Source organism: Hydrogenophaga sp. (assembly GCF_011772445.1).
Taxonomy (GTDB): domain Bacteria; phylum Pseudomonadota; class Gammaproteobacteria; order Burkholderiales; family Burkholderiaceae_C; genus Hydrogenophaga.
Genome location: NZ_WVZN01000028.1, coordinates 1,034 through 26,845 on the forward strand (window position 1 = coordinate 1,034; position 25,812 = coordinate 26,845).

The 25,812-nt window shown below is 66.6% G+C and carries 35 protein-coding genes; all 35 read right to left on the reverse strand.

The genetic code is table 11. From position 1 onward, the window contains the following. On the reverse strand, positions 1-137 hold a 137-nt coding region (locus GTO19_RS13125), incomplete at its 3' end, for a GTP-binding protein (RefSeq protein WP_291021372.1). Positions 138-225: 88 nt separating this feature from the next. Further along, positions 226-696 (reverse strand): 30S ribosomal protein S7, encoded by a 471-nt coding sequence (gene rpsG / locus GTO19_RS13130; RefSeq protein WP_009516238.1) that lies wholly within the window; start codon positions 694-696, stop codon positions 226-228. Between the two features lie 149 nt (positions 697-845). Beyond that, positions 846-1,223: a 30S ribosomal protein S12 gene (gene rpsL, locus GTO19_RS13135; RefSeq protein ID WP_009516237.1), complete on the reverse strand. Its 378-nt coding sequence runs from the start codon at positions 1,221-1,223 to the stop codon at positions 846-848. 119 nt (positions 1,224-1,342) lie between these two features. Beyond that, positions 1,343-2,521 (reverse strand): D-alanyl-D-alanine carboxypeptidase family protein, encoded by a 1,179-nt coding sequence (locus GTO19_RS13140; protein WP_291021339.1) that lies wholly within the window; start codon positions 2,519-2,521, stop codon positions 1,343-1,345. A 39-nt stretch (positions 2,522-2,560) separates the two neighbouring features. Next, entirely contained in the window at positions 2,561-3,184 is a 624-nt protein-coding gene (locus GTO19_RS13145) for an alpha/beta hydrolase (protein WP_291021340.1), read from the reverse strand. 1 nt (position 3,185) lies between these two features. After that, a complete protein-coding gene (locus GTO19_RS13150; protein WP_291021341.1) occupies positions 3,186-3,539 on the reverse strand; it encodes a (2Fe-2S) ferredoxin domain-containing protein in 354 nt (117 codons plus the stop codon). 9 nt (positions 3,540-3,548) lie between these two features. Beyond that, positions 3,549-4,664, reverse strand: coding sequence for a VanZ family protein (locus GTO19_RS13155; RefSeq protein WP_291021342.1), 1,116 nt, complete (start codon positions 4,662-4,664; stop codon positions 3,549-3,551). A gap of 7 nt (positions 4,665-4,671) precedes the next feature. Continuing rightward, positions 4,672-5,100, reverse strand: a complete 429-nt coding sequence (locus GTO19_RS13160) for a CopD family protein (RefSeq protein WP_291021343.1) — start codon at positions 5,098-5,100, stop codon at positions 4,672-4,674. Positions 5,101-5,473: 373 nt separating this feature from the next. Beyond that, complete coding sequence (sctN, locus tag GTO19_RS13165) at positions 5,474-6,835, reverse strand: type III secretion system ATPase SctN (protein ID WP_291021344.1); 1,362 nt, start codon at positions 6,833-6,835, stop codon at positions 5,474-5,476. Beyond that, a complete protein-coding gene (locus GTO19_RS13170; RefSeq protein WP_291021345.1) occupies positions 6,832-7,545 on the reverse strand; it encodes an HrpE/YscL family type III secretion apparatus protein in 714 nt (237 codons plus the stop codon). Before GTO19_RS13170 ends, sctN begins: the two co-directional genes overlap by 4 nt. Beyond that, positions 7,515-8,180 carry a hypothetical protein gene (locus tag GTO19_RS13175; RefSeq protein ID WP_291021346.1) on the reverse strand — a complete coding sequence of 222 codons (666 nt, stop codon included), beginning with the start codon at positions 8,178-8,180 and terminating at the stop codon, positions 7,515-7,517. The genes GTO19_RS13170 and GTO19_RS13175 overlap by 31 nt, the downstream gene beginning before the upstream one ends. A gap of 4 nt (positions 8,181-8,184) precedes the next feature. Further along, entirely contained in the window at positions 8,185-9,015 is an 831-nt protein-coding gene (sctJ, locus tag GTO19_RS13180; RefSeq protein ID WP_291021347.1) for a type III secretion system inner membrane ring lipoprotein SctJ, read from the reverse strand. A gap of 4 nt (positions 9,016-9,019) precedes the next feature. After that, the gene (locus GTO19_RS13185) at positions 9,020-9,436 is read right to left on the reverse strand and encodes an EscI/YscI/HrpB family type III secretion system inner rod protein (RefSeq protein ID WP_291021348.1); all 417 of its coding nucleotides are present in this window, start codon (positions 9,434-9,436) and stop codon (positions 9,020-9,022) included. A gap of 14 nt (positions 9,437-9,450) precedes the next feature. After that, entirely contained in the window at positions 9,451-9,885 is a 435-nt protein-coding gene (locus GTO19_RS13190; protein WP_291021349.1) for a hypothetical protein, read from the reverse strand. Next, a complete protein-coding gene (locus GTO19_RS13195; RefSeq protein WP_291021350.1) occupies positions 9,866-10,357 on the reverse strand; it encodes a tetratricopeptide repeat protein in 492 nt (163 codons plus the stop codon). The genes GTO19_RS13190 and GTO19_RS13195 overlap by 20 nt, the downstream gene beginning before the upstream one ends. Further along, entirely contained in the window at positions 10,354-11,880 is a 1,527-nt protein-coding gene (locus GTO19_RS13200) for a hypothetical protein (protein ID WP_291021351.1), read from the reverse strand. The genes GTO19_RS13195 and GTO19_RS13200 overlap by 4 nt, the downstream gene beginning before the upstream one ends. A 65-nt stretch (positions 11,881-11,945) precedes the next feature. Continuing rightward, positions 11,946-13,217 (reverse strand): hypothetical protein, encoded by a 1,272-nt coding sequence (locus GTO19_RS13205; protein ID WP_291021352.1) that lies wholly within the window; start codon positions 13,215-13,217, stop codon positions 11,946-11,948. Between the two features lie 10 nt (positions 13,218-13,227). After that, positions 13,228-13,746 carry a hypothetical protein gene (locus GTO19_RS13210; protein WP_291021353.1) on the reverse strand — a complete coding sequence of 173 codons (519 nt, stop codon included), beginning with the start codon at positions 13,744-13,746 and terminating at the stop codon, positions 13,228-13,230. A gap of 12 nt (positions 13,747-13,758) precedes the next feature. Next, complete coding sequence (locus tag GTO19_RS13215; protein WP_291021354.1) at positions 13,759-14,403, reverse strand: hypothetical protein; 645 nt, start codon at positions 14,401-14,403, stop codon at positions 13,759-13,761. A gap of 33 nt (positions 14,404-14,436) precedes the next feature. Beyond that, positions 14,437-15,207 (reverse strand): hypothetical protein, encoded by a 771-nt coding sequence (locus GTO19_RS13220; protein ID WP_291021355.1) that lies wholly within the window; start codon positions 15,205-15,207, stop codon positions 14,437-14,439. A gap of 18 nt (positions 15,208-15,225) precedes the next feature. After that, the gene (locus GTO19_RS13225; RefSeq protein WP_291021356.1) at positions 15,226-16,149 is read right to left on the reverse strand and encodes a hypothetical protein; all 924 of its coding nucleotides are present in this window, start codon (positions 16,147-16,149) and stop codon (positions 15,226-15,228) included. Positions 16,150-16,156: 7 nt separating this feature from the next. After that, positions 16,157-16,429 carry a hypothetical protein gene (locus tag GTO19_RS13230; protein ID WP_291021357.1) on the reverse strand — a complete coding sequence of 91 codons (273 nt, stop codon included), beginning with the start codon at positions 16,427-16,429 and terminating at the stop codon, positions 16,157-16,159. Positions 16,430-16,537: 108 nt separating this feature from the next. Then, on the reverse strand, positions 16,538-16,840 hold the full coding sequence (locus GTO19_RS13235) for a hypothetical protein (RefSeq protein ID WP_291021358.1): 303 nt from the start codon (positions 16,838-16,840) through the stop codon (positions 16,538-16,540). Positions 16,841-16,857: 17 nt separating this feature from the next. Then, the gene (locus GTO19_RS13240) at positions 16,858-17,616 is read right to left on the reverse strand and encodes a hypothetical protein (RefSeq protein ID WP_291021359.1); all 759 of its coding nucleotides are present in this window, start codon (positions 17,614-17,616) and stop codon (positions 16,858-16,860) included. Beyond that, entirely contained in the window at positions 17,613-18,293 is a 681-nt protein-coding gene (locus GTO19_RS13245; protein WP_291021360.1) for a GNAT family N-acetyltransferase, read from the reverse strand. The genes GTO19_RS13240 and GTO19_RS13245 overlap by 4 nt, the downstream gene beginning before the upstream one ends. Then, a complete protein-coding gene (gene sctC / locus GTO19_RS13250; protein ID WP_291021361.1) occupies positions 18,293-19,942 on the reverse strand; it encodes a type III secretion system outer membrane ring subunit SctC in 1,650 nt (549 codons plus the stop codon). The genes GTO19_RS13245 and sctC overlap by 1 nt, the downstream gene beginning before the upstream one ends. Positions 19,943-19,961: 19 nt before the next feature. After that, positions 19,962-20,363 (reverse strand): CesT family type III secretion system chaperone, encoded by a 402-nt coding sequence (locus tag GTO19_RS13255; RefSeq protein ID WP_291021362.1) that lies wholly within the window; start codon positions 20,361-20,363, stop codon positions 19,962-19,964. Further along, positions 20,353-21,432: a type III secretion system export apparatus subunit SctU gene (gene sctU / locus GTO19_RS13260; protein ID WP_291021363.1), complete on the reverse strand. Its 1,080-nt coding sequence runs from the start codon at positions 21,430-21,432 to the stop codon at positions 20,353-20,355. The genes GTO19_RS13255 and sctU overlap by 11 nt, the downstream gene beginning before the upstream one ends. Then, a complete protein-coding gene (sctT, locus tag GTO19_RS13265; protein WP_291021364.1) occupies positions 21,429-22,235 on the reverse strand; it encodes a type III secretion system export apparatus subunit SctT in 807 nt (268 codons plus the stop codon). The genes sctU and sctT overlap by 4 nt, the downstream gene beginning before the upstream one ends. Beyond that, entirely contained in the window at positions 22,235-22,504 is a 270-nt protein-coding gene (gene sctS, locus GTO19_RS13270; protein ID WP_291021365.1) for a type III secretion system export apparatus subunit SctS, read from the reverse strand. The genes sctT and sctS overlap by 1 nt, the downstream gene beginning before the upstream one ends. 8 nt (positions 22,505-22,512) lie before the next feature. Then, a complete protein-coding gene (sctR, locus tag GTO19_RS13275) occupies positions 22,513-23,157 on the reverse strand; it encodes a type III secretion system export apparatus subunit SctR (protein ID WP_291021366.1) in 645 nt (214 codons plus the stop codon). A gap of 4 nt (positions 23,158-23,161) precedes the next feature. Next, entirely contained in the window at positions 23,162-24,196 is a 1,035-nt protein-coding gene (sctQ, locus tag GTO19_RS13280) for a type III secretion system cytoplasmic ring protein SctQ (RefSeq protein ID WP_291021367.1), read from the reverse strand. Beyond that, positions 24,193-24,744, reverse strand: a complete 552-nt coding sequence (locus GTO19_RS13285; RefSeq protein ID WP_291021368.1) for a hypothetical protein — start codon at positions 24,742-24,744, stop codon at positions 24,193-24,195. Before GTO19_RS13285 ends, sctQ begins: the two co-directional genes overlap by 4 nt. Further along, complete coding sequence (locus tag GTO19_RS13290; RefSeq protein WP_291021369.1) at positions 24,741-25,229, reverse strand: YscO family type III secretion system apparatus protein; 489 nt, start codon at positions 25,227-25,229, stop codon at positions 24,741-24,743. Before GTO19_RS13290 ends, GTO19_RS13285 begins: the two co-directional genes overlap by 4 nt. A gap of 14 nt (positions 25,230-25,243) precedes the next feature. Beyond that, positions 25,244-25,812, reverse strand: a 569-nt coding sequence (locus GTO19_RS13295; protein WP_291021370.1) for an RNA polymerase sigma factor, incomplete at its 5' end; no start/stop codon positions are given.

Sequence of the window (25,812 nt, forward strand, 5' to 3'; positions counted from 1 at the left end):
CCGTCGTGCACTTCACCGATCTTGTGGGTCACGCCGGTGTAGAACAGGATGCGCTCGGTGGTCGTGGTCTTGCCGGCGTCGATGTGCGCGAAGATGCCGATGTTGCGGTAGCGCTCGAGGGGCGTGGTGCGGGACATGGAAATACTCCGGAAAGGTTCGAGCCCGCCACCCCGGATGGGGATTGCGGGCTCTCGGTTCAGGTTGATCGAAGGGGACTGACCTGGATCAGAAGCGGAAGTGGCTGAAGGCCTTGTTGGCTTCTGCCATGCGATGCACCTCGTCGCGGCGCTTCATCGCGCCGCCGCGGCCTTCGGTGGCCTCGACCAACTCGTTGGCCAGGCGCATCGCCATCGACTTCTCGCTGCGCTTGCGCGCGGCTTCCTTGATCCAGCGCATCGACAGCGCCAGACGGCGCACCGGACGCACTTCGACCGGCACCTGGTAGTTGGCGCCACCCACGCGGCGGCTCTTGACCTCCACCATGGGTTTGACGTTGTTGATGGCGGTGGAGAAGATCTCGACCGGATCCTTGCCGGTCTTTTTCTCGATTTGCTCGAGCGCGCCATAGATGATGCGCTCGGCCACAGCCTTCTTGCCGCCTTCCATGATCACGTTCATAAACTTGGAAAGCTCGACGTTGCCGAACTTGGGATCCGGCAGGATTTCACGTTTAGGGACTTCGCGACGACGGGGCATGATTCACCTCTTGCTTCAGTTGATGTCCGGACGTCCTTCTGATCCAGACACCCCGCAGACCCATTGGGACCTGCACTTACTCGACCTTTGTTCAAGGTCACTACGCCGATCCGGCTCGTCAAAACCGGGCGGCACCGACTGACGGCCGATCAGGCCTTCTTGGGACGCTTGGCGCCGTACTTGGAGCGCGCCTGCTTGCGGTCCTTCACACCCTGCAGATCCAGCGAACCGCGCACGATGTGGTAGCGCACGCCTGGAAGGTCTTTCACACGACCGCCGCGCACCAGCACGACGCTGTGCTCCTGCAGGTTGTGGCCTTCACCGCCGATGTAGGAGATGACTTCGAAACCGTTGGTCAGGCGGACTTTGGCGACCTTGCGAAGCGCCGAGTTCGGCTTCTTCGGCGTCGTGGTGTACACGCGGGTGCACACGCCGCGACGCTGCGGCGAGTTTTCCATGGCCGGGCTCTTGGATTTGGTCTTTTCGACCTCCCGGCCGTGGCGCACGAGCTGGTTGATGGTTGGCATTGAAAACGTCCCTAAACGTTTGAAAACGGCAAAGCTTCTCGGAAAATTCCGAAAAGCCTACTAGTGTAGCACTGGCGGGCTGGCAGCGCCAACCGGGGCGCCCCACCCGCCCGGATGGATCACTGAATCCAGAGACGGATCGCGTCCCAGGCCCGGCCAAAAATCCCGGCCTCCTCCACCGTCTCCAGCACCGTCAGCGGCACCTCGACCACGGGCTGTCCCGAAGCGGTGGTTACACGCAGCGTGCCCACCCCCTGCCCCTTCTGGAGAGGGGCGACAAGCGGATCGGGCCGCACGACCTCGGATTTCAGCTTCGCCCCTTCGCCCGCCGGGACGGAAACGATCACCCCCTCGGCGCGTCCGAGCTTGACAGTGTCGGACTTGCCTTTCCAGATGCGCGGCTCGGCCGCCGGCTGGTTGGCCGCCAACAGGCGCACGGTGTCGAAGGCCGTGTAACCCCAGTTCAACAGCTTCTGCGATTCGGCCGCCCGGGCGTTTTCACTTGAGGTACCCAGCATGACCGACAACAAGCGGCGCTGGCCGGCGGGCCCGTCGCCCAAGCCGGGTACAGGTCTGCGCGCCGTGGCCACGAGGCAATAGCCTGCCGCGTCGGTGTGGCCGGTCTTCAGTCCATCGACGGTGGGATCTCGGAACAGCAGCAGGTTGCGGTTCGTGTCGTTGGTGGCGGGCGTCCCCGGGTAGCGATACCGCTGAATGGAGTAGTAGCCGACGTACTGCGGGAAATCATTGATCAACCGCGTGGAGAGCGTGGCGAGGTCGCGCGCGGTAGTGACGTGTCCCGGCGCGGTCAGGCCTTCCGGGTTGCGATAGCCGGTGGCCGTCATGCCCAGGGCCTTTGCCTGTTGGTTCATGAGCTCCACGAACCGGTCGACCGAGCCCGCCACCCCCTCGGCCAGGGCCACGGTCGCGTCATTGCCGGACTGCACGATCATGCCCTTGATGAGGTCCTCCACCGGCACCTGCATGCGCGGCTCGATGAACATGCGCGAACCGGGGGTCTTCCAGGCACGCTCGCTCACACCAAAGGTCTGCGTGAGCGTGATCTTGCCGGCGCGCAAGGCATCGAACACCAGATAGGCCGACATCAGCTTGGTCAGCGAAGCGGGCTCGACGGAGGCGTCGGGGTCCTTGCTGGCCAGAACCTGGCCCGTCGTCACGTCCAGCAGCAGGTAGGCGCGAGCGGCGATTTCAGGCGGCTGGGGAATCTGGGCCGCGGCCGGCGCCAGCACGGTCAGCGACAGCGCAAGGCCGGCGATCAGGGAACGGAAACGGGTCATCAACTCAAATTCCTAAATGAAGAACGGCGTCACCACGGCTCAATGCCGCCAGTGGCGCCACACCTGCTCGCGCAGCAAAGGCAGTTGGCCGTGGAAGAAGTGGCCTCCTCCTGGCACCACCAGCACAGGCAGGGACTGAGGACGCGCCCAGTCCATGACCGCACTCAGCGGCACGGTGTCGTCGAGCTCGCCGTGAACGACCAGCGCCCGCGCCTGAAGTTCCTTGGCAATCGGCGGCACAACAAAGCGGCTCGCCGCGGTGCCCACCAGCACCACGTGACGGACGTCCCGAGCGGGATGAAGGCGCTGCAAGGCCCGGCAAGCGACATAGGAGCCGAACGAAAAGCCGGCCACGGCGAGTGGGCCCGAAGGCGCCTCGGACTGCACCACGGCCATCAGGTCATCCTCCTCGCCGCGGCCTTCGTCGTACTGCCCGCCACTGCGCCCCACCCCGCGGAAGTTGAAGCGCACCGCCACCATGCCAGCGAGCACGGCCGCTCGGGCCAAGGTCTGCACCACCTTGTTGGTAAGCGCGCCGCCGTGCAAGGGGTGCGGATGCGCGATGATGGCGGTTGCGCTGGTCGCGCCATCCGGTCGGTCGATGGCGAGTTCGATGGCGCCGGCCGGCCCATTGATCAGGCGCGATTCGGTTTGCGCGTTCACCTCAGCGCCCCACGCCGGGCGGCGTCAACAGCCGCTCGACGACCACCCCATCGCGCAGGTGCGATTCGACGATCTCATCGATGTCGTGTTGATCAACATAGCTATACCAGACGGCCTCCGGGTACACGACCGCGATCGGCCCACCCGCACAACGATCGAGGCAGCCCGCGCGATTGACGCGCACACCACCGGGCCCCAACAAGCCCAGCGCCTTGGCGCGTGACTTGCACCGAGCGAACGCATCTTCGGCCTTGTGATCCGCGCAGCAGGCTTCACCGCCCTCGCGTTGATTGAGGCAGAAAAAGATATGCCGCTGATAGTAGGACGCCGGGGGAAGGGATGCACCGCTGGACATGGCGGGATTCTAGGCGGCAGCCTCAGTCCTTGCGGGTGAGCGGGCCACAGCGCGCAAACCGAACAGGATGGCCGCAAAGGGCCACAACCACCCCAACCACTGTGAGAGGCCATGAAAGCGGATGAAGCGCCCCTGCTCCCAGACCTCGAGCGACTGAACCAGATAGGGCACCTCGGGCGCGCGGTTCAGCAGCGCGAGCGTCACCCCCAGACACAACAGCATCACCGCGTGGCAGACCCGCCGCGGCAAGGGCAGACACAGCAGCGCGGCCGCCAGCGCCGCACCCATGCCAACCAGGGTTGCCGGACTGAGCCAGGCCCAGGCGTGCGATGGCCCATGGGTGAGCGCGGACGATAGTCCGGCCGCCAACATGGCGCCGCCGAAGAAGAAGGGAAGAAAAGCCATTCGTCGCCACCAGGCACGCATGTCGCCAAAGGCCATGAGCAACGGCGCCAACAGACTCAGGGCGATGCAGAAGGACTGCGTCAGAAGACTCAACGGGACAGCTGGCTCCGAGCGCACGGGCAGCCAAACGACAAAAGGCGTGTCCCACAACCAATCGGCCAAAGCCGCCATCAGGCGATCGGCAACCTGCCCCAGCCCGAAAGGCACCGAGGCCGGGTACAGCAACGCCAGGGGCCACAACGCCAGCAGCACCAAGCCTCCGTGCGCGCCAGGTGCAAACCATTGATCTCGAAAGCGGCTCCACCGCGCCAAGATTCCCCACCGATCCAGCACGACCATCAAGCCCGCGCCCAACGCCCCACCGAGCGAGTTCAGGCCGAAATCCACATTCGAAGGCACGCGGCCAGGCAAAAAGGTCTGAAGACTCTCCACAGAGGCCGACAATGCCAGCGCGGCAGCGGCACCCCACCAGAACGCCCCTCGGTGCCACCCCAGCCGAAGGGCGGCCACCGCCAACAGCCCCCCCAACGGCATATAGCCCACGAAGTTGGACCACATGTCAAAACCGGTCCAGTACTGCGGCCAAGGTGCCCAGATCCATGACCACGGCTCCACGCCCTGAACGCGCCAGCCCGTGAAGGGATAGAGGCTGGCATAGGCGATCAACCCCGCATACAGCACCGCCAGAGGCCAAGCCGAGGTCCGCGAGCCCATCGCCATCGGGCGCTCAGAACGGCTTGACCACCACCAGCACCACGGCTGCGACCAGCAACAGAACCGGCACCTCGTTGAACCAGCGGTACCAGACGTGGTCGCGCTGACGCGCCCCGCTTTCGAAGCGGCGCAGCAGCACCCCGCACGCGTGGTGATAACCGAGAATCAACACCACGATGGCCAGCTTGGCATGCATCCAGCCATTGCCAGGCCCGCGCCCGATCCCATAACCCAGCCACAGCCACAGCCCCAGAGCCAGCGCTGGAACCGCCAACAAACTGGTGAATCGCAGCAGCTTGCGCGCCATCAGAAGCAATCGCGCCCGCTCAGCCACGCTCTCGGGAGGCACCATGGACAGATTGACGAAGATGCGAGGAAGATAGAAAAGGCCGGCGAACCAACTGGCCACGAACACGATGTGGAAGGCTTTGACCCAGAGCATGGAGGCAGTGTAGTTGCCATGGCTCCCCAAGACCCTTGGGGAAACACACTGAGGCAGCACAGCCTCGCGGTCGCAGCAAATGTCAGAAGAACAAAAAAAACCCGGCCAATGGCCGGGTTGGGAAGCCTTTTTGCTGTCACACACTAAGGCACCCGCTCAGGGAGGAAAAGCGGGGAGTACCTTGCGGCACCCGCCTAAAGTATAGCGCAACATCTCGCTTTTGCAATCCGAACCCCTGTCAGATTTGACACTCCATGCATCAAACACATGACCTGACCGGCCGGTCAAGCGAAGCCCCGGCGGGAGCGGCCAAACGGCCCAAGCGTAGGGCCAAGCAAGCATGATGGGGAAGGGCGAAAACGCCCGGAGCGGATCAGGCCGCCAATGCGCGCAGTTGCTTGATCGCGGCGTCGAAACCGGACAGTTCGTGCGTAGGCTGCCGCAAAAAGGCCATGATGGCCTCGCGGCGTTCGATCGCCAGGTCGGCGATGCGGTCCGAACCCTTTTTGTACTCACCCACCTTGAGCAGGAGTTCGATCTCGTCGTATTTGGCGAGCAGTTCGCGGACGCGGCCGGCTGCCGCCCTGTGCTCAGGCGAGATCAACGCGCCCATGACTCGCGAGGCCGATGCAAGCACGTCGATGGCGGGGTAGTGATTGGCGGCGGCGAGCTTGCGCGATAGCACGATGTGCCCGTCCAGAATGGACCGGGTTTCGTCCGCCACAGGCTCGGTCATATCGTCCCCCTCGACCAGCACCGTGTACAGCGCCGTGATGGAGCCTCTGTCGTTCGTGCCGACTCGCTCCATGAGCTGCGGCAGGGTGGCGAACACGCTTGGCGGGAAGCCGCGCCGCGTGGGCGGTTCCCCGGCCGCCAGACCGATTTCACGCTGTGCACGCGCGAATCGGGTCACCGAATCCATGAGAAACAGCACCCGCTGCCCCTGATCGCGAAAGAACTCGGCAATGGCCGTGGCCACGTACGCGGCGCGGGCGCGCTCCATGGACGACTTGTCCGAGGTGGCGCAGACCACGACAGCCTTCGCCATGCCTTCGGGCCCCAGCTCGCGCTCCAGGAACTCGCGCACCTCACGACCGCGCTCACCGATCAGCGCGACGACCGTCACGTCGACTGCCGCGCCTTTCACGAGCATGCCCATCAGCGTTGATTTGCCGCCACCCGCCGCCGCAAAGATGCCCATGCGCTGGCCTTCGCCACAGGTCAGCAAGCCATCGAGTGCGCGAACACCCAGTGGCAGCGGCGTGCTGATGATGCGCCGCGTGAGCGGGTCGGGCGCGGGGGCATAGACCGGGTATTGCCTCGACGTGAGCAGCGGCCCGCGGGTGGCCAGATCCATGGGCTGGCCCAGGCCATCGAGCACACGCCCCAGCAGGGCGGGCCCAACCGGGGTCATCTGCTCACGCCCCGTGGGGATGACTTCGGTCTCGCCGGAGATGCCCTGCGTGCTGGTAGAAGGCACCAGCAAGGCCACGCCCTTGGCGAAGCCCACCACCTCGGCCGGCGTCTCTTGGCCCGAGTGCGGATTGCGCAGCAGGCAGACCTCGCCCACCTTCACCGATGGCACGACGGCCTTCACGATGGTGCCCACCACCTGGATGACGCGCCCACGCACCTTGACGGTCGTGGTCTGTGCCACCGCACCACGCAGCAGGCGCGCGATCTGGTCCAGCCGTTCGGGCGGGTTGAGTGAGGACAGGCGGGCTTCGGTCGTCATGGCGCGTCGTCGTACAACGATGGCGGGGCAAGATCGGGCGGCAGGGCGGGGTCGGGCCCGGCCTGCGGCTCTGCATCGCTCGACTCATCCAGGCTTGCCGGCGCGATCGCCGCACTCAACGCGGCCTTGAGGATCTCAACCTGGCCCGACAGACTGGCCTCCACCACACCGATGTCCGACTCCACCAGACAGGCATCGATTGCCAGGCGCGCGTCGGGATGCACGTCGATGTGCGCGACGCTGGGGTAAAGCTCGCGCAGGGCATCGATCTGGCCGCGCAGAAATGTCACCTGCGAGGGATGCACGTTCAGGCTGAGCTGCTTCTGCCCGCGCAGCAGCTCCAGGCAGTTCTTCACCACCGTGGTGAGCCGCTGGCGGTCGTCGAAATCGCTGACGACCTTGCGCACGGCCTCGAGCACCAGCTCGACCATGTCGGCCTCGAGCCGGGTGAAGTAGCCAACGGTCTGGTTGACGATCTCCATCATCCGGCCGCTCTGCTGCAGGCGCGCGGTCTCGTTGCCATCGGCGTAGCCGCGCTCGCGCTCGGCTTCGTAGGCGTCCCGGGCCGCCAGCAGGATGCGCTCCTTCTGCTCTTGCGCATCGGCCAGCGCGCGCTCGGCGTCCTTGAAGACCCAGAAGTCCCTGGCCTTGATGAGCTTGGTCGCCGCATCAGGGCGGCTCAGTTCGTCTGCGTCGCGAATGATGAACACCACCGGCTCTCCACAATCGACAACACCGCCTGCACCACACGCCGGGCACTGGCGTCGTCCATAGGACACACGCAGCCGTCGGGCAGGGCGAGCTGTTTGAGCACGAAGCGCGAACGGATCGGACCGGGCCACGCATCGGCGGCCGCGACCATCCAGCACCAGCCCACCTCGGCGGCCGTGAAACGCCGCCACGCCTGCGGCTCGGGCAAGGGCGCGAGCACCGGCATCAAACCCGTCACTGTCTGGGCAAACTCGTAGGCCTCGGGCTCGAGCCAATCGCGCCACAGGCGCACCTCCTCACGAGACAAGGCACGCCGCACCTCTGCGGCCACCACCAGGCTGGCCACGTGGCTGGCCAGGCGGTCCAGACGCGCCACAGGCAACAGAGCCAGGCGCCACTCCGGCCGATCGAGGTCGAGGCAGTCGGTGTTCTCGTTCAATTGACGGCGCACCGCGCGGCTCAGGTGGCGGCGGGCACGCTCGCTGTGCCACAGGCGCTCGGTCACAGCCGATCCGAACAAGGCATCGATCTGGTCGCCGCGCATGTACTCCGCAGGCGAGGCATCGAAGCGGGCAACCACCGACAGCAGACCACGCGATGCGGGCCAGCGAGTCAGGGGAGAGGCCAGGCCCATGCCGTCACTCGCTGGCGATGGCGGGCAGATTCACCGGCGACACCGGCGCCGCCGGCAGCGCGGCGGAAACAGGCGCCTGCGCGCGCCACCAGCGCCGCAACCACCACGCGGCCGCGGCCAGCAGGAGCAAGGCCATCGCCGCCACCGCACCCCAGATGCCGAGATGCCGCTGCTGCCGCAGTGCAGCCTCGTCCTGCGCCTGAGCTTCGGCGGCCTCCTTGGACGCCTTGGCCGCCGACTCATCTACCGGGGCAGACGCAGCCGGCATCAGCACCACATTGACTTTTTCCACCGACAGGCCGGGAATGCTGCTGGACACCAGGCGTTTGAGTTCGGGAAGATTGGGCTGCAGGTCCACCTCGCGCCGGTGCTTCACGAACACCGCCGCCGAGGAAGGCAGGCCCGGCTCGCCACCCGTGCTGCGCTCGGGCAACACCACGTGCACACGCGCCGTGAGCACGCCGTCGATCTGCGCCAGCGTTTCCGACAGCTCCTGCGACAAAGCCCACAGGTAGCGCGCGCGCTCTTCGAGCGGCGAAGAAATCAGGCCTTCCTTGCGGAACACGTCACCCATGCTAGCGCGGCGTTCGCGCGGCAGGCCTTCGCGGTCCAGGTGCGCCACCGCGCGCGCCACGTCGGTCTGGGCCACCATCAGGTTCACCGCGCCATCCTTGCCCGGCTGCTTCTCCGCGCCAATGCCGGCGCGATCGAGCGCGGCCAGCACCTCGTTGGCGTCGCGCTCGCTCATGTTGTTGAACAGGGCCACGTGCTGGCCGCACGCCGCCAGCAAGACCACACAGGCCATCGCGGCCCAGAAACGCAATCGCTTGGTCATGGCGTCACTGCAGCTTGGTGAGTTGATCAACGTGCTGCGTGGCCTTGGACACGGCCTTGCCCAGCAGGTCCACGAACATCGAAGCGTCGGTGAGTTGCACCTGCAGACGCAGCAGGGTGGTGGTGCTGATCTCCTGGCCGCGCTCGGTCAGCGCCGCGTGGATCTCCTGCGTCTTGGCCAAGTACTCGCGGCCGGCGTTTTCCATGGAGCGCAGGATGGCGTCGCCCAGGTGCCCGGGCTCGCTGCCCGCCACGGGTGCGGCGAGGGGCGCATCCAGCGGCGCCTGGGGCGCCTGGAGCGCCTGCAGCACATCGGTGAAGCGCGCCGCCTCGGACTCGGGCACCTCGCGCAGCACAGGCGTGTCCACCCAGGCCGGGGAGGTGGTGGCCTGCGCCACCAGGTTGATCACATCGCCAGCCATGGCCGCCTCCGTGGTCAGTGCAGGGTGGGTGCAAACGGCGGCAGCGGCGCGCCGGGCGCGGCGCGCTCCAGCAGTTCGCGCGCCATCCGCACGTGCGCGCCCGCCTCGGGGCCGAGCTGCGCCACGCGACGCAACAGGGCGGTGGCCTGCGAGGGCCAACCCGCCTGCACCAGCGCCAGGCCCAGAAAGGCCATGAGCTCGGGGTCGTCGGGGTGCTGGCGCAGGCCTTCGTCGCGCAGCCAGCGCACGGCTTCTTCCATGCGCCCCGCGGCCTGCTCGGCCATGGCGCGGCCGATGTGCGGCAGGACGCTGTCGGGCCGCAGCACCATGAGCGAGGTGAAGATGGCGCGCGCCGCGGCGGGCTCGCCCACGTGCACGGCCAGGAAACCGATGCGGGCGAGTTCGCGCAGTTGCTCGGCGGAAGCCGGGTCAGTGCTGGGGTTGTGCATGTGCTGCTCCTTGCAGTCGGGCGATGACGTGGCGGGCGCGGTCGAACAGGTCCTGTGCGCCCTGCTTCCTGGCTGTCGCCGCCAGCGACTCCAACCAGTCGATCGCCTGGTCGCGCTGGCCGTTGAGGCACAGGCAATCGGCCACGGCGAAAGAGAATTCATGGGCCTGCGGCGCCAGTTCGAGGTACCGCTTCAGCGCCCGCACCGCGTCGTCGTAGGCTTTCAACTCCCGCGCGCACAAGGCCAGGCCTTGCCACACACGCAACTCGTACGGCCGGAACACGCTCAACAGCGCGAACAGGCGGCTGGCCGGCAGGTACTGGCGCTGCTGGGTGAGGTAATAGGCTTGCGCGTAGGCGCTTTCCGCGCCCTCCTGGCTCAACAACTCCAGCACGCCAGCGGCCTGGAAGCGCTCGGCCAGGCCGGGCACGTCGGGCAACAGCAGCGATCGAGGGGCGCTGGCGGCACTCATGCCATGTTCCCCGCAATGGCCTTCGTCAGATCGTTCTGCTGTTGCTCCATGTCCTTCAGGCCACTCCTCGTGTCGTCGGCTGTCTCCTGCAGCGCACGAGCAAAGTCCTTGTCCACATCGGCGGACGTGCCCAGGAACTGCCTCAGGCCCTCGATGTGTTCGCCTTGCGCGGTGTCCTCCTGAGCGAGCATTTGCGGGCCGGCACCAAATATCTGATTCGTGCCCCCCAGGATCTGCCAGCTCGCGCTCTTTGAGGTGACCTCGTTCTTTGTCTGGTCAATCACTTGCATCACGTCATGCTCGTTCTCGGCATGGACCTTTTGCCGCGACGCCAATTCGTCCTGGACGCTTTTTTGCAAGGCGCTGGCGTTCTTGCTCAGTTCGGTGGCTTCGCTCTTGAGCTTGTCGATCCGCACTTGGATGTCCACACGGCCGTCCGAGAGCTTCTGAACGTGCTTCGGAATGTCCGTTTGCAGCTGCTGCATTTCCTTGTCTTCGGCCGGGGTGCGCACGCCCAGTTGCTGCAACTCCTCCAGCCTGTCCGTCTTCGCCTTGAGTTGCTTCGCGTTGTCGTCCATGCCCTGGACGGATTTCAGCGCCTTGATGTCCGAATCCAGGCGGACCTCTTGCGCGTCCATGTCGGCCCTGAAGCTGTCCCGTCGGCTCTTCAAGCCGTCCAGCTCCTCCTGGACCTTCGCCTTGGCGGCCGCGCTCAGCTTGCCGTCCTTGAGCTTGGTCTCTGCATCGAGAATCGCGCTGTCGTAGCGCTCCCGTTCTTTCGAGCAATCCAGGAGTTGCTCTTCCTTATCCTTGATGTCGGCGTCGACCTTTTTCCGACTGTCGTCGCTCAGGCCCTTCGGAGAATTGATTTCGTTGGCGTACTTGTCCAGGTCGCCGGCGGTTTCGCGGTTCAGCTGCGCGCGGTCCTCCAAGCCCTTGACGTTGCGCTCCATGGTGTTCTTGTAGTCGTCGGTGTTTCGCTTGGCAGCGCTCACATCCTTCAACATCTTGTTGTGCTTCAGGCTGTCCGTGGCGGCGTCCCCGCCCGTTTTCAAACTCCCCACACCAGCCGCCATGGAAACGGTTCCGGACAGAACACCCCCTATCAAATTCTCCAAAGCCGCGAGCATTTGCTTCTTGTATTTTTCGTCCGACAAATTGGCTTGCGCAACGTTCATGTTGACCGCGTTCTTGCTCCCGCTCTCGCTGGCCTCAATGGCCATGTCCATGGTCTTGTTGAAGATGAACGCCAGCAGCGTGTCGACCGAGGCCTGCAAGGGAATCGCGCTGATGCTCTGGGACAGGTCGGGCGCCGGCAGCGTCCCCACCGAGGACACCTTGGTGAAGGCGGCGGGGAACTGGGTTTGCAGACCCGCCAGCGTGACGAGGCTGTCAGGCTTGCCCAGCGTCTGAAGGGCGGCCAAGGCCTCCTTCTGCACGGACACCGGCAAGCGGTTGAAGTCGACGTTCCAGTTCTGCCCACCCGCCTGGTAGTTGTAGAACCTGTCCAGATAAAACTCCATGGTTGCGCTTCCTTGATGATGGGGTGAATGGGTTCAATGGTTTCGGGGCCCGGTGAATGCAAGCCTCAGCTCATTGGCGTGAGGTTGTGGGCAATCTGCGTCTGGCCGCGGTAGTAGTCGCCAATACTGCGGATGGTCGAGATCTGCGACTCGTTGAGTTTTTCCGCCTGCTCGCTGATGAGCTTCTGCATCAGGTTCATGTGCTGCGACATGAAGTCGATCTGGGACTTCAAATGTTCGAGCGCGGCTTTCAGCTTTTCCAGCATCTCCTGCTTCACGGCGAGGTTCACCTGCGTGGCCCCGTTGACCACATTGGTTGAGCCCTCGACGACGGCCGTGCCGGCTTCCGCCGCCGTGCCCAACTGCTGCACGGTTCTCGTCGACATGGTCGTGCCCAGCAGGGAATTCAGCTTGGTGACGTTCGCCGCGAACTTCGCCGCGTCCACCGCCATCTTGGCCACCGCGAAACCGCCAATCATCATGCCCACGCCCAGCGCCAGGGACAGCGCCATGCCGGTGTAGGCGTAGTGATTGTTGAACTGCGTCTGGCTCATCACCATCACCCCCAGCGCCCGGGGATCGGCGATCGTGTTGCCGTTCTTGTCTTGCCAGCTGCCATCAGGGCGCTGTTCCGCGATGACGATCCGGCCGCGGTCGTAGTCGCCATCGATCGACATCTGCACCAGGCCCGCCACGGTGAAATTGAGCTCATTCTGCCGGCCGTCGGGGCCTTTGAAGGGAGACTTGGCCCCCGCGGCCTTGGCGATCGCGCTTCCCACTTCCAGAACCGCCACCGTCGCCGCTGCCGCCGCCACGACGAGCGCCAGCCCCCCGGTGAAGATCGCGGCCAGTGCAATGGCGATGCCCGCCCCCAGCAAAGCCCCGCCCATGGCGGCGCCATCGGCGGCCTCGGCCATCCGGCCCGCCGCCCTGGCCGCGATCTCGGCGTCGATCTGCGCCAGGTTGTCGTCCCGCTGCTGCTCCAGGTTGATCGACTGGGTCAGCGCATCGATCTGGGTCCGGATGGCGTTGGAGACGAGGTTCAGCTGGAAGAGCGTCGTCTGCAGGTGCGACAGCAAGGCCATCGCGGCGTCCACCGACAAGGCTTCGCCCTCGAACGGAGGCGTCAACTGCGGCGCCAACTTCATGGAGAAGCTCTGGCCCGGCTGGCCGGACACCACTTGCAGGAGGACCGGCTCCCCATCGGCCCAGACGCCGCCTTCCACCACCGCCGTTTCGAACAGCTTTTTCGCTTCCTCCAGGGTGATGGGTTGTTGCCCGGGGGCAAAGCTCGACTGCAAGGTATGGAGCTTCAGGTCCACGGAGGTGCTGTTCACGTTGCTTCCTTCAAGGGGACGGGGAATGGGCGGGCGAAGCCGCTTCGGCCGCGCCGGACGAGTCCAGCAGCGCCAACAGGGCTTCCAGGCGGGGCACATGGGCCCGGTGCCGTTCGTGGTGCCGGGCCTGCACCAGGCCGTGGTCCAGCATCTGGCGGGCCTTGTCGCGCTCCCCCATGGCGAGCAGGTTCTCCGCCATGTAGATGGGGGGCACGGGATCGGTGAGATCCAGAATGAAGGCCACGCCGTAATAGGCCACCGCGTCGTTGTGGTGCCGCTGCATGTGCTCACAGGCACCAGCGCCCAGGGGGAAGCGGCGGTCGAGGTGGTTGATGGTGGTGAGCTGGCCGAAGATGTGCGCCGCTTCGCCGTACTTCGCCTGGCCATAGAGGCGGTGGGCCAGCAGGTAGAGCTGCTCCTGGGCTTGCCGCGACACGCCCAGGGCCATGGCCAGCGTGTGCCCCCGGCTGAAGAACTCCATCAGCGCGCCGGCCGCGGGGATGAGGGCTTTGAGGTCTTCCGGTGTCATCGCAAGGTCCCTTCAGCCGCGCAGGTTGTTGCCCACGCTGTCGCCCTGGGTCTCGCTCTTCTTGATGAGGCTGGACACCAGTTCGAAGGTGGCGTTGTAGCGGCCGACCGCGGTCTGTATGCGCGTCTGGTCGTTCTGCTGGGTGCTGCCCAGCTTCTGCAGGGCGATCTGCAAGGAGTCGGCGATGCCGGTGAGGTCGCGGTGGTTGGTGACGATGTACCACTCGCCGGCATCAGCGCCGTCGGTGTCCTCGAACACCCAGAACCAGCCGCCGTACGTCGCGTTCACATCGGTGCTCACGAACTCCGGCACATCCGTCTCGGCGCGCAGCACGTTGGCGATCAGGTCGATCTCCGCCTTGGAGCCCTGGACCCAGCGGAACAGGGGCATCGGGTTGTCGTCGGCGGTGTCCTTGTTCAGCGTCAGGCCCCGGTTCGCCGTGTCCAGCACATCGTTGACGATGGCCATGCGGTCGGTGATGCGCGTCACCGCCAGGGTCTGCGTTTCCAGCACCTTGGCCATGACGTGGGCCATGGCCGCCATGACGCGCGCCGCGCGGCGCAGCGGGTCGGCCACGGCGTCGAACTGGGTCGACCAGCCTTCGAGGCGGGCCGCGGCTTCCGCGTAAACATCCGTGTTGATATCGCCGATGGCCATGATGCGTCTCCGATCAGAACAGGGCGGCGGGCGTCAATGGAAGTTGCCGGCAATGGTGTCGGCGTCGCGCTTCTTGCGCTCGTTCACGTTGGTGGTGAAGGTGAACCAGCGCTGCAGGGCGGCCGTCAGGTCCTGCAGTTGGGCCTGCTTTTCCTGGTTGCGCTGGGTCTTCGACTCGATCGCGGCTTCCAGTTCGCGGCGGGCCTTGGCGATATCGGCATCGCTGGCCACGATGGGGTTGTCGAACACGAGCTGGATGTCCTCGGCCTCGACGCGCACCGGCGCACCGGTGGGGCTGATACGGAAGTACACGCCGTCAGAACTCTGCCCGATGAAGGTGCTGCCCGGTGTGAACGGTGTGGTCTGAAGCTCCTCCCAGGTTCCGAAAGGGAGCTGCAGCGTGCCATAGGTCCAGTACGTATAGGGCGGCCAGTCGAACGCCCCGGCCACCCCATTGATCGTAGCCCCGGTGGCCTGGTTAATCAGCCCCGAGCCCGCGGCCCAGCGAACCAGCGCATTGAGCGAGTCGGCTAGGTTCGCGGGTGCGTTCAACATCTGCGGCGTCCAATCCGCGACCTCTGCGTACAGGTCGCGCATCTCCTGCAGCTCGGCCAGATCGTCCTCCACTTCGCCCGTGTGCAGCTCGATCTGCACGCTGTATTCCCACTGGAACCAGCAGCCGCGCGCCAGGGCCATGTTCATGATGTTGGCCTTGTCGCCCGTGATGTCATCGTTCGCCTCGGACAGGGCGTCCTTGATCGTGATCGTGTACTTGCCGCCCGGGATGGTGACGTCTTCGGCCATGCTCGCGCTCCTGGTGGATCAGCCCCTCGGGCCCACCCGCGTGGGCCGGGGTTCCTCTCGGGGATACGCCTCGCGTGCCTCGGCGTGTTCGCCGTTGGTGGACGCCGGCGCCGCGCGCCGCGCGTGCGACTCGGCCACCCAGGGCGGCGGCATCTCCACGCTTTCGTGGCCCAGTTCGTCCAACCGCTCGAGCAGGGCCAGGAGTTCCTGCCGCTGGGTATCGAGCTGCGCGTCGCTGCGCCGCGCTTCGGTGCGACGGCCGAACTGCATCCAGCGCTCGTCGATGCGCACGTCGCTCAGCCATTCCTTCAAAGTGAAGCGCAGCTTCTGCGTTTCGGCGGCGACGCCCAGGACCAGTTGCGACATCTCCAGCACCAGCTCGCCCTGGGCGGCGTTGACCCGCGGGGCGGGCGCGCCCGCCAGCGTTTCAAGTTCGGTGAAGACGATGGTCTCGCCCAGGGTGCCGCCCCCGGCGCCGACCTTGGTCCAGACGACCTGCCCGAACTCGTTGACCGAGCGCGTGTAATCGCTCAGCCAGTCGGCCTGGCTGGCGATGGTCGTGCCCTGATCGGTGGTGGTGCTGCCGCCGCCGGCGGCGATCACCTCGCGCTGGTAGCGCACGAAGGTCTCGAAGGGGCTGAGGGGGTCGCTCGTGGGGGTGGCCAGGGCGGCGCGCAGGGCGTTCGCCTCGTCCACCGGCCAGACGATGAAGTCGCCCAGCGGCTCGCCGGCCGCCAGGCGGTCGAGCAGCTCACCCTTCGTCTTCAGGGCAGCGAGGCGGGCCTCCAGGTCGGTCTTTTGCGTCTCGACCGCGCCCGCCATGGCCTCGTTGATCTGAATCCCGAGGCTGCGCAGTATCGCCAGCGGATCGCCCGAATCGGCGACGCCGAATTGGCGGATGAACCCCTGGAGTGAATCGAGTGAAGTGGAAACGGGTGTCATTTCGAACTCAGATGAAGTGACGGCGCGCACGCCGACTGGCCCGAACCACCGCCGGCGAGAGACCCATGAGCTGGCGCGTGGCCACCTCGGCGCGGTCCAGCATGGCGGCCGCGCGGGCCTGCGCCTCGCGGGCCAGGCCGGGGTCGCTGGCCTGCGGTGCCGGCCCCGCCTGGGCCTGCAGCGCCTGTCCGATGGCGATGGCGCGGCGGCTCAGCTCGATCAGTTCCCGCCCTTGGGCAAGGACTTGCTCGGTGGCGGGGGACTGGTGGGACCGGCTCATGGCGTGCGGGGTTCGCAAGGGGTTTCGGGGAATTGATGATTGATCCGCACGCCGGTTTCGTCTCTCGGCTTGGTGGTCTAGGGTTCCGGAGGCAACATGGCCGCCCGCTCACACCTTGTTGGGTCGCACGCGCAGTTGCCGGCTGCTGCCGCGCGACTGCGCGTGCATCAGGGTGCGCCGCACCTCGGCCTCGACCTCGTCGATGAAGGCCTGGTACTCCACCTGCACCCGCGCGATCGCCTCGTCGCCGCCTTGCGCCCACAGAGCCGCGTGCTCCTCGGCGGGGTCGATGCCCAGCTCGGCGAACAGGTGGCGGCTGCGTTCCAGCAGTTGCCGCGTGTCCCGCACCAGCGCGCGCCCCCGGGCAATGGCTTCCCTGGCGTCGCGTTGAGGCTTCTGTTCTTCGTCCATGTGCGGCTCCCGGCTCATCAGACCGACTCGATCGTGCGTTCGGGCAGGGTTTCGGGCGTGTTGACCTCCGCCAGGCGCGCCTGCTCCGCCGCCACCGCATCGCCGGCTTCGTGCGCCCGCTCGTCGTGGCGTTCTTCTTCCACGTGGCGTTCGGTCACGAGTTCGTCGACGGTCATGCCCTCGGTCACCGGGCGCTCGCTCACGGGCAGCGACTGCCAGCCCAGCGCGATCGGCTGCGCCAGGGTCACTGGCTGGGCGAGGTTGACGTCCGCCAGGCCCTCGTCACCGGTGGCCAGGCCGCCCGACAGGGCGTCATCGAAGGCGCCAGTCGGTGCCGCCGCGCCCGGCTCCAGGCCCATGGCGATGCGGTCCCATTGGCGCTGCAACAGTTCTTCGGGGCTCATGTGCGTGCCCCCCTGGCCCACCGCGCCGGGCAGGGCCTGCGCCTGCACGTCGGCCGCCGCGGACGCTGGCAGTGCCGACGGCGCGCCAGCAGCGCCCTGCGCACCAGGCGCATCGCCCGCCGCCACAGGCGCGCCATTCGGGTTCATCGGCGACCATTCGTTGCCTGTCGCACCGGCGGCTTCGGCGGGGGAGCACGGCATGCCCGAGGGCGCCGCGCCCTGCTCGGCCCGCCCCATGGCGGCCTCCCACGACAGCACCTGATCTTGCGAGGCCGGGGGCGGGTGGCCCCCGCCCGGCGCTTGCATGGGCGCGGGCGGGACGTCCGTGCCCACGCCGGGCACGGGGTTGGTGTTCAGTTTGGGCTGGCTCATGGCGAGACCTCCTCGGGGCGGTGAAGGGAAGAGAAGTCGACGGACCTGCCGTCGTCGAAGCGCACGCCGGTCTCGGTGCGATCGCAGAAATCGACCATGCCCGCGCGGGCTTCTTCGGTGGTGAACGGCCGCAGCGGCCGGTAGACGAACACGCGCGCCTCGTCGGGCGGCAGGGCGCGCAGGTCCATGGTGAGGAAGCCCGCCGCGGCCATGGCGCGCAGCGAGGGCAGGTTGGCGTGGTAGGCCGACGACCAGATGACCGACAGGCCGCCCCGCTGGCCCAGCGCGCACAGGTGCTGCACCAGCGCCCGGCCCCAGCCGCGGCCGCGGAAGTCCTCGCCCATCCACATGCACAGGTAGCCCTCGTCGCGATGGAGAAACAGGTCCCCGTAACCGACAAAGCCGTAGCGCGCGTGCATGAAGGCATAGGTCGCGGGACTTTCCTCGTTGCGCAGCCGGATCCACTCGGTGGCGTCGAGACCTTCGCCGATCAGGGGCAAGCCGGTCATGCCCGAGGTAGCCGGGTCGCGGTACTGCACGGCCAGTGCCGACGCGTGGCGTTGCTCCAGTGGCTCCAGCCACCACGGACCGTGAAGGTGGAATGGATGGCGCCACGCCGCGCGGGGCGTGGCGGGACGGGCATGGGTGGTAGCGGAAGGGGATTCATGCTCGGTCATCACGGCTGTGCCTTCTGGGTACTGTCGAGTCCGGCCTGGTGCAGGGGCACCACGCGCGGAGTGATGAAGAAGAGCCGCTCATAGGTCTCTTCGCGACGCGTCGTCTTGCTGAACAGGTTGCCAACCACGGGAACGTCGCCCAACACAGGCACCTGGTCGCGTTGCCGAAGGTTGCGCTGGGCGTTGAAGCCACCGATCACGAGCGATCGGTTCTCCAGCACCATGGCCTGGGTGCCGATGGTGCTGCGGCGCACGGTGGGGAGGGTGCCCACCTGAACGTCCTGGATGGACCCGTCCTCGATGTCGATCACGAGATGGATCGCGCGGCCCTTCTCGTCCTCAACGATGCGCGGCACCACGCGCAGGGAAATGCCCACGGTGATGGGCTGAACCTCGGCCACACGCTCGCCCACGGTCTGTATGTAGAACGTATCCGAGAGATCGATCATCGCGCCCATGTTGTCCTGCGTGAGGATCGAGGGACGCGAGACGATGCGCGCCGCGCCTTTCGACTCGAGCAGGCGGATGCGCGCCAACACGTCGGCGATGGTGCCCAGGCCGCTGTACACCAGTGTGTTGCGGTCGGGGGCGAGGTCGGGCACGCCGAACGACAGCGAGCGGCTGCTGCTGCCGCTGACGCGCCAGTCGATGCCGAGGTCCTTCAGGCTGGTCGAGTTGACGTCAAGGATCATGGCCTCGATCTCGATGAGGCTGTTCGGCACGTCCAGCGCCTCGATCAGTTGCCGGTACACCGGTTCGTTCTGCGGCGCGTCCTTGATGATGATCGCGTTCAGGCGCGCGTCGGAAATGATCATGGGCGCGATGCCCGCAGCGCCGCTGTCGCCGCGCTTGCCACCGCGCTGCGAGGCGGCAGCGGCGGCGATCTGCGAACGCTCGGGCAGCTCCCGCGGCTCGCCCATCCGCGTGTCGTTCGCCACCACCGGCGCGGTGTCGATGCGATCGGCCGACAGGCCCACCAAGCCACGCAACACCGTGGCCACGCCGGGCGTGGTGACCACGGTGTCCCGGTAACGCAGGGTGCGGTCGTCCACCGCGGCGTGGCGCAGCCGGTAGACCATGAGGCGCTGATCGGAACTCGGCTGCGGCAGGGCTTCGATCGCGCGCCCGATGCGCTCGACGTAGGACGAGGGCCCCGACACGAACACCGCACCGCGCTCGGGCACGCCGCTCCAGCCAAAGCGTTCGTCGAACAGGCCGAGGTCGTTCACGACGCGCTTGAGCGTATCGGGCGGCAGGCCGCGCGTGGAAAAGCTCTGCGTGGCCCGCGAGCTGATGCGGCTGATGTACAGAACACCCGCGTGGTGGTACCAGTTCAGGCCGTGCGCCGCGCCGAGCTGATTGAGGAACTCGCCCGGACTGGCCGACTGGCTGCGCCCGCTGGCGGGCATCGGCTCGCTCGATAGGTCGTCTTCGATCTGCAGGCGCAGTCCGAAGGTGGTCGTGAAGTCCTTGAGAACCTGTTCCAGGCTCTGGTTGCGGTTGATGTAGCTGAAGGCGCTGTTGGGCCAGGGCGCGCTGGTGGCAGGCGTTTCGCTGGCCCGCACGTCCACCACGCCCAGGCAGAGCGCGCCGGCGAGGGCCCAGAACAGCAGCGGGCCGAGCCAGCGGTGACGAAGCAGGGTTTTCATGAACATCTCCGTCGGCCGGTCACAGCGCGCCGGTGCGGGCGCGCCAGCGCGTCAGCGCGTTGAGGAAGTTCCCGAGCCCCGCCTCGAACTCGTCGGACGACGCGTCGCTGGCCACGCGCTGCTGCAGCATCAGTTGCTCGGGTTCGCCCCGCAGGCACAGGCAGTCGGCCTCGGCCGGCGATCGCTCGGTGGCGTGGCGCGCGACGCTCTCCAACAAGCGATCGGCCGACGAACGCAAGGCCGGCAACGCACAGATCAGCGACTCGAACACCAGATCACCGCGCCCCGCGGGGTGGATCAGCACGCGCAGGTTGCCGTCGAACACGATGACGAGCGCACCGTCGGCACGCTCGGCGCCGGGTTCCAGCTTGGCGCGGAGCAGGTAGCCCTGCAAACCGGCGTGGCGACTGCTATTGCCCATCGTCGAACTCCTGCGCCTGTGCGTCGTTGCTTGCCTCGGCCATGCGTCGCAGCGTCACCAGCAGGTTGGCCACGGGCTCGATGAGCTCGCTCGGTATGTACTGATTGACCTGGGCCTCGCTCATGAGCGCGCGCGCCAGGGGCACGTCGCGCATGATGGGAATGCCCTCTTCCTCGGCGACGCGTTTCATGGCCTCGGCCACGCCGCCCTCTCCCTTGGCCAGCACCACCGGCAGGGGGGTCTGGCCTTCCTCGTAGTACAAGGCGATGGCGAGGTGCGTGGGATTGGTGACGACCACGGAAGCATCGCGCGTGGCGTTCTCTTCATCGCCGAAGACCAACTCCTTGGCGAACTCCTTGCGATGACCCTTGACGTGCGGGTCGCCCTCCATCTGCTTGAACTCCTGCTTGACCTCCTCCATGGACATCATCAGGTTCTTGGTGTACTGGTACCGCTGCCAGAGGAAGTCGAGCACCGCGATGGTGGCGAAGGCGAGGAACGTCCAGGTCGTGAGCAGCACCATCATGTCGGTGAAGGCCAGGCCCACGGCGCCGATGCCAGCCAGCGGGATCTTGCTCAGCGGCTCGATCGCGTCGTAGATGATGAGGTAGACCACCGCCGACAGCACCCCGAGCTTGAACATCGACTTGAAGAACTCGACCAGGTTCTTCATGGTGAACATCTGCTTGAGGTTCTTGATCGGATCAATGCGCTCACCCTTCGGCGCCATGGCCTTGAACGACACGTTGAAGCCCGTCTGCAGGGCCTCGACCCCGATGCCCAGGAACAGCACAAGGCCGACAAAGGGCAGCAGGAGCTCGATCGACTTGTCAATGACGGCCACCACCAGAAGCGCCAAGGCATCGCGAAACGGCATGCCATACAGTTGGCCGGGCATCACCATGATCTCGGTCATCGCGCGCACGATGTCCGGGCCGGCAAGCAGGGTGTAGACCAGCAGCCCGCCCATGAGCACGGTCTCGGTGAAGTCCTTGCTCTTGGCGACATTGCCTTCCTCGCGCGCCTGCCTCAAGCGCTGGTCGGTGGGCTGCTCGGTTTTTTCGCTCATGGTGTGCGCATCCCCCGCAGCATCTCGTTCAAGGTCGACAAAGAGCCCGCGGTGGTCTCGCGTATCACACCCTCGGCATGGTCGAACAGCACCACGGCGTACAAGGCGAACATCAGCATGGCCAGCGCACTCTTGATCGGCATGGCCAGGAAGAACACCTGCAACTGGGGCACGAACCGGCTGAGCAGCGCCAGGCCCGTTTCCGCCAGGAACATCACCAGAATCACCGGCGATGCCAGCAGCACCGACAGCAGCATGTAGTGATCGAGGATGCGAAGGGCCACCAGGGCAGCGTCGTGCCCCAGCGGCGGCCACCAGACGAAGACCGGCCACAACCGGTAGCTTTCGAAGAGCACGCCGATCATGGCGGTGAAGCCGCCGATGACCAGCACGAAGGTGATCACGGCCATGTTGAACAGCTCGCCCAGCGGCGAGGTGTCGTGACCCGTCATCGGGTTGAGCGTCTGTGAGATGGCTGCGCCGCGCTGCACGTCGGCGATGTCACCCATGGCCTCCACCGCCCACAGCGGCACCGAGAGGATGAAGCCCAGCAGGAAACCCAGCAAGGTTTCCTTCATCACCACCAGGATCTGCTCCGGCGTGCTGCGCGACACGGGCACCTGGTCGAGCAGCAGCGGCATGACGAAGATGGCCAGGCTGCAGGCCAGTGCCATGCGCAGGAAGGTGGGCATGGTTTCCTTGCCCATCAGCGGCAGCACCAGGAACACGCCCACGATGCGCGGCAGGGAATACGCCAGCGCCGCCAGGTGCTGGAAAGGCCATTGGGACAGGTCGAATCCCATCACCGGACCATGTGCGGAAAGCTGTCGAACAGCGCGATCGTGTAGTTGTAGATCTCGCCACCGATCCATCGCGCCGTGAGGAACAGCGTCACACCCACAGCAATCAGCTTGACCGCGAACGACAGCGTCTGTTCCTGGATCTGCGTGAGCGCCTGCACCAGACTGAACAGCGTGCCGACGACGGACGCCACCAGGATGGGCGGCAGCGACAGCCACAGCGTCAGCATGAGCCCGTGGACCACCTGAGAAATGATGTCCGTGACGTCCATGGCGGGCTTCAGAGGTTGTAGGTCAGCACCAGGCCGTGCATCAGCCGGCTCCAGCCATCGACCATCACGAACAGGAAGAGCTTGAGCGGCAGCGAGATGGTCACGGGCGAGACCATCATCATCCCCATCGCCATGAGGATGTTGGAGATCACGAGGTCGATCACCACGAACGGCAGGAAGAGCAGGAAGCCGATCTGGAATGCCGCGGTGAGCTCGGTGATGACGAACGCCGGCATCAGCACGACGAGGTCCTGCTGCGTGACGTCGGCGGACATCTCGGGCGGCCAGATGCGCCGGGCCTGGCTGATGAAGAAGTCCCGGTGCTCGACGGCGCTGTTGTTCAGCAGAAAGCGGCGCAGCGGCTCCACGCCCTCGCGCACCACGGCGACCATGTCGCTGATGTTCTTGACGCCACCGGGATGGTTTTCGATGCCATGCAGGAGATCGGCGCCGATCGGCGCCATGATGAAGGCGGTCAGCACCAGGGCCAGCGCATAGAGCACCAGGTTGGGCGGCACCTGCTGCACGCCCAGGGCATTGCGCACCAGCGAAAGCACGATGGCGATCTTTAGGAAGGCCGTGCAGGTGGCGATCACCAGCGGCACCAGGGCCAGCAGCCCCAGCGCGAATATCAGGAGGATGGGATCGCCCATGGTGTCAGTTCGCTTCGAGCTTGAACCGCAGCACCGACACGCCCAGGCGGCCCTCGATGTCGACCAGTTCGCCTTCGCCGATGAGCCGACCATTGGCGCGGATGCTCACCACGCTTCGCGGGTCACGGCCCAGGTTGAAGACGTAGCCCGGCTGGATGCTCTTGAGATCGCCGAGGGAGATTTCCCGTTCGCCCACATCGAACGTGAGGCGAACGGGAATGTCGTCGAGCACGCCGCCGGAGGCGGCCAGGGAGACGGTGGCTTCGGACATGATTTCCTTCACTCCTTCCAGCACCCGCAGCACGGGGCCATCGATCGCGCAGGCCAGGCCCAGGTGGCTCCCCAGGCGAACGAGCAGTTGCTGCCCGTCATCGCGCAGCAGGCATTCGTCGAGCACGAGCACGTCGCGCCACTCGATCTGGGGCAGCAGGCTCGCGGGCACGTCCACCCACCCGACAACGAGGTGCATCACGATCGGCAGGTCGTCCCAGGCTTGCGCGCCAGCGGGGTCTCCGGTGACCGGGTGCTCCCGCAGTTGCGCGGCCAGGTAGCGGCAGGCCACCGTGTCGAGCCAGATCTCGCCCTCGAGGCAGGTCTGCTCGCTCACGGCACGCCAGGTGTAGCGCTCCATACCGGCACCTGCGGGTCGTTCGGCCTTCCAGCCCGCGCAGTGCAGGCTCTTGCGAGACGCCGACTCGATGGCGACCGACATCAGCTCCGCGCTGAACTCGATGGCCGCCATGGCCACGTCCTGCGGCCAGCTCAGCACCGACTGGCCGGGCAGCGCGACATCGGTGATCGCCTGGATCACGGCCTCGTCCAGCCCCACCACCACCTGCGCGCCACCCCACTCGATGTGCAGGTACCGCACCGCCGGCGGCAGGCTCGTGGCCGGCGACAAGCTGAAACACCAATCGCGCTCCAGCCAGGTCATGGTCCAGGGCTCGCGGTGGCGGCACAGGACGTTGCGATGACTGAGCTCATCGCGCGTGACCGTGGGCCAGCGCACCGGTCGGGACAGCACGGTGGCGAAGTTCATGACTGCCCCGGGAACCAGCTTGCGGTGCGCAGAAGGCCGTGGTCCACGTGCTCGACCGTGGCCACCACCGGACGGTCGAGCCGCGAGCCCAACTCGCGCGCCAGCGATTCAAGCTGGGCGGCCAGTTGGCGCGCCCCGCGGCCATCCAGGCTCGACAGGTCGATCTGCAGATGCCCTTCAAGCGTGCGCATGCGCACGGCCGTGTCGGGCAGGATCCGGTTGCGCAGACCGATGCGCACCTCGCGCTCGCCGTGCAGGCCCTCGCTCACCCAAAGCCGTTCCATGGCGTCGATGAGCCCCGGGTGCTCGCCACGCCCGCAGGGCGGTGGGTCGCTGTCGTCGCGACGCGCCAGCAGGGACAGCGGCGCCACGCCGCCCGGCGAGGCAAGCGCCCCGGGTGAGCGCTGCATCAGTTCGCGGAAGCGGTCGACGTCTTCGCGACGACCCACCGGCACCGCCTTGGCAGCGGGCGCGACCGGGCGCTGGCGCTCCTGGCCCAGCGGCAGGTACATGGGGCCGAGGTCCACCTGGCGGGGCTTGTCACTCACGCGGCCGCCTCCAGCTCGGACTCGGGCGCGCGCACACGGAACTCTTCCAGCTCGAGATCGGCCTGCCGCTCCATCGCCTCGAGACGGGACTCCCGCTCGCGGTCGGCCAGCAACTGGAACTTCTCGGATGCGCGCACGGCCGCCCGGTGCACCTGCTGCGCCGCGCGCAGCACGTCCCGGGCTTCCTCACGGCGGGCGCGCACACCCTCTTCTTCGGTCCGGTCCTTGTCCGCCTCCTGGCGCAGGCCGTCGATGTCCACGCGCGTCCACTCGATCTCGCGCACCTTGACCGGACCCGCGCAGAGCCTGGCCACCATCTGCTGCTCCTGCGTCTGACGCGCCTCGTCGCGACGCCGCCGGTGTTCCACGGCCCGCTCCAGCGCCTCGGTGGCGGCATCGAGCGCGCGGCGCTCGCGCAGCACGTCCTGCTCGCGGGCGCTTTCCCGGATCCGCTTGATGCGCAACAGTCCGTCGACGATCTGCATGATCTACCCGGTCATCAGCGCAGATGGCTCTGCAGGCGCTGCCGGATCTCGGCCCGCGCGCGCGACACCCGGCTGCGGATCGTGCCGATCGGCACACTGAGTTCGGTGGCGGCCTCTTCGTAGCTCAACCCGTCGACCGCCACCAGCATCAACGCCTGCACAGAGCCCTCCGGCAAACCACGCAAGGCATCACCCAGGTGCACCAGGGCCTGGCGCTGAATGGCCTGGTCGCAAGGGTCGCTGTTGGGGGATTCGCTGGCCTCGAGCACTTCGTCGGACTCGAACACCATGCGCCGCTGCGGCGAACGGGACAGGTGATTGCGCGCGAGGTTCAGCGCGATCCCGTGCACCCAGGTGGTCACCTCTGCTTCTCCACGGAAGCGGTCGATGTGGTGGGCGGCCTCGACCAGGGCTTGCTGCGCGATGTCCTCGGCCTCATCGGGATTGCCCACGCGGCGCAGGACGAAGTAGTAGAGCGAGCGGCGGTACTCGGGTGTGAGGCAGACACGCAGGCGCTCTTCCACCGAGCGCTTGGGGACCACTGGCGCGACCTCCAGGGATGCGCACACCGACGCGGTGTGAT

What these genes read in the sequence shown, in the direction of transcription:
- rpsG (WP_009516238.1), bottom strand. Translation starts at nt 696, where the DNA reads ATGCCCCGTCGTCGCGAAGTCCCTAAACGTGAAATCCTGCCGGATCCC.
- rpsL (WP_009516237.1), bottom strand. Translation starts at nt 1,223, where the DNA reads ATGCCAACCATCAACCAGCTCGTGCGCCACGGCCGGGAGGTCGAAAAG.
- GTO19_RS13140 (WP_291021339.1), bottom strand. Translation starts at nt 2,521, where the DNA reads ATGACCCGTTTCCGTTCCCTGATCGCCGGCCTTGCGCTGTCGCTGACC.
- GTO19_RS13150 (WP_291021341.1), bottom strand. Translation starts at nt 3,539, where the DNA reads ATGTCCAGCGGTGCATCCCTTCCCCCGGCGTCCTACTATCAGCGGCAT.
- GTO19_RS13155 (WP_291021342.1), bottom strand. Translation starts at nt 4,664, where the DNA reads ATGGCGATGGGCTCGCGGACCTCGGCTTGGCCTCTGGCGGTGCTGTAT.
- GTO19_RS13160 (WP_291021343.1), bottom strand. Translation starts at nt 5,100, where the DNA reads ATGCTCTGGGTCAAAGCCTTCCACATCGTGTTCGTGGCCAGTTGGTTC.
- sctN (WP_291021344.1), bottom strand. Translation starts at nt 6,835, where the DNA reads ATGACGACCGAAGCCCGCCTGTCCTCACTCAACCCGCCCGAACGGCTG.
- GTO19_RS13175 (WP_291021346.1), bottom strand. Translation starts at nt 8,180, where the DNA reads ATGGGCCTGGCCTCTCCCCTGACTCGCTGGCCCGCATCGCGTGGTCTG.
- sctJ (WP_291021347.1), bottom strand. Translation starts at nt 9,015, where the DNA reads ATGACCAAGCGATTGCGTTTCTGGGCCGCGATGGCCTGTGTGGTCTTG.
- GTO19_RS13185 (WP_291021348.1), bottom strand. Translation starts at nt 9,436, where the DNA reads ATGGCTGGCGATGTGATCAACCTGGTGGCGCAGGCCACCACCTCCCCG.
- GTO19_RS13190 (WP_291021349.1), bottom strand. Translation starts at nt 9,885, where the DNA reads ATGCACAACCCCAGCACTGACCCGGCTTCCGCCGAGCAACTGCGCGAA.
- GTO19_RS13195 (WP_291021350.1), bottom strand. Translation starts at nt 10,357, where the DNA reads ATGAGTGCCGCCAGCGCCCCTCGATCGCTGCTGTTGCCCGACGTGCCC.
- GTO19_RS13200 (WP_291021351.1), bottom strand. Translation starts at nt 11,880, where the DNA reads ATGGAGTTTTATCTGGACAGGTTCTACAACTACCAGGCGGGTGGGCAG.
- GTO19_RS13210 (WP_291021353.1), bottom strand. Translation starts at nt 13,746, where the DNA reads ATGACACCGGAAGACCTCAAAGCCCTCATCCCCGCGGCCGGCGCGCTG.
- GTO19_RS13215 (WP_291021354.1), bottom strand. Translation starts at nt 14,403, where the DNA reads ATGGCCATCGGCGATATCAACACGGATGTTTACGCGGAAGCCGCGGCC.
- GTO19_RS13220 (WP_291021355.1), bottom strand. Translation starts at nt 15,207, where the DNA reads ATGGCCGAAGACGTCACCATCCCGGGCGGCAAGTACACGATCACGATC.
- GTO19_RS13225 (WP_291021356.1), bottom strand. Translation starts at nt 16,149, where the DNA reads ATGACACCCGTTTCCACTTCACTCGATTCACTCCAGGGGTTCATCCGC.
- GTO19_RS13230 (WP_291021357.1), bottom strand. Translation starts at nt 16,429, where the DNA reads ATGAGCCGGTCCCACCAGTCCCCCGCCACCGAGCAAGTCCTTGCCCAA.
- GTO19_RS13235 (WP_291021358.1), bottom strand. Translation starts at nt 16,840, where the DNA reads ATGGACGAAGAACAGAAGCCTCAACGCGACGCCAGGGAAGCCATTGCC.
- GTO19_RS13240 (WP_291021359.1), bottom strand. Translation starts at nt 17,616, where the DNA reads ATGAGCCAGCCCAAACTGAACACCAACCCCGTGCCCGGCGTGGGCACG.
- GTO19_RS13245 (WP_291021360.1), bottom strand. Translation starts at nt 18,293, where the DNA reads ATGACCGAGCATGAATCCCCTTCCGCTACCACCCATGCCCGTCCCGCC.
- sctC (WP_291021361.1), bottom strand. Translation starts at nt 19,942, where the DNA reads ATGAAAACCCTGCTTCGTCACCGCTGGCTCGGCCCGCTGCTGTTCTGG.
- GTO19_RS13255 (WP_291021362.1), bottom strand. Translation starts at nt 20,363, where the DNA reads ATGGGCAATAGCAGTCGCCACGCCGGTTTGCAGGGCTACCTGCTCCGC.
- sctU (WP_291021363.1), bottom strand. Translation starts at nt 21,432, where the DNA reads ATGAGCGAAAAAACCGAGCAGCCCACCGACCAGCGCTTGAGGCAGGCG.
- sctT (WP_291021364.1), bottom strand. Translation starts at nt 22,235, where the DNA reads ATGGGATTCGACCTGTCCCAATGGCCTTTCCAGCACCTGGCGGCGCTG.
- sctS (WP_291021365.1), bottom strand. Translation starts at nt 22,504, where the DNA reads ATGGACGTCACGGACATCATTTCTCAGGTGGTCCACGGGCTCATGCTG.
- sctR (WP_291021366.1), bottom strand. Translation starts at nt 23,157, where the DNA reads ATGGGCGATCCCATCCTCCTGATATTCGCGCTGGGGCTGCTGGCCCTG.
- sctQ (WP_291021367.1), bottom strand. Translation starts at nt 24,196, where the DNA reads ATGAACTTCGCCACCGTGCTGTCCCGACCGGTGCGCTGGCCCACGGTC.
- GTO19_RS13290 (WP_291021369.1), bottom strand. Translation starts at nt 25,229, where the DNA reads ATGCAGATCGTCGACGGACTGTTGCGCATCAAGCGGATCCGGGAAAGC.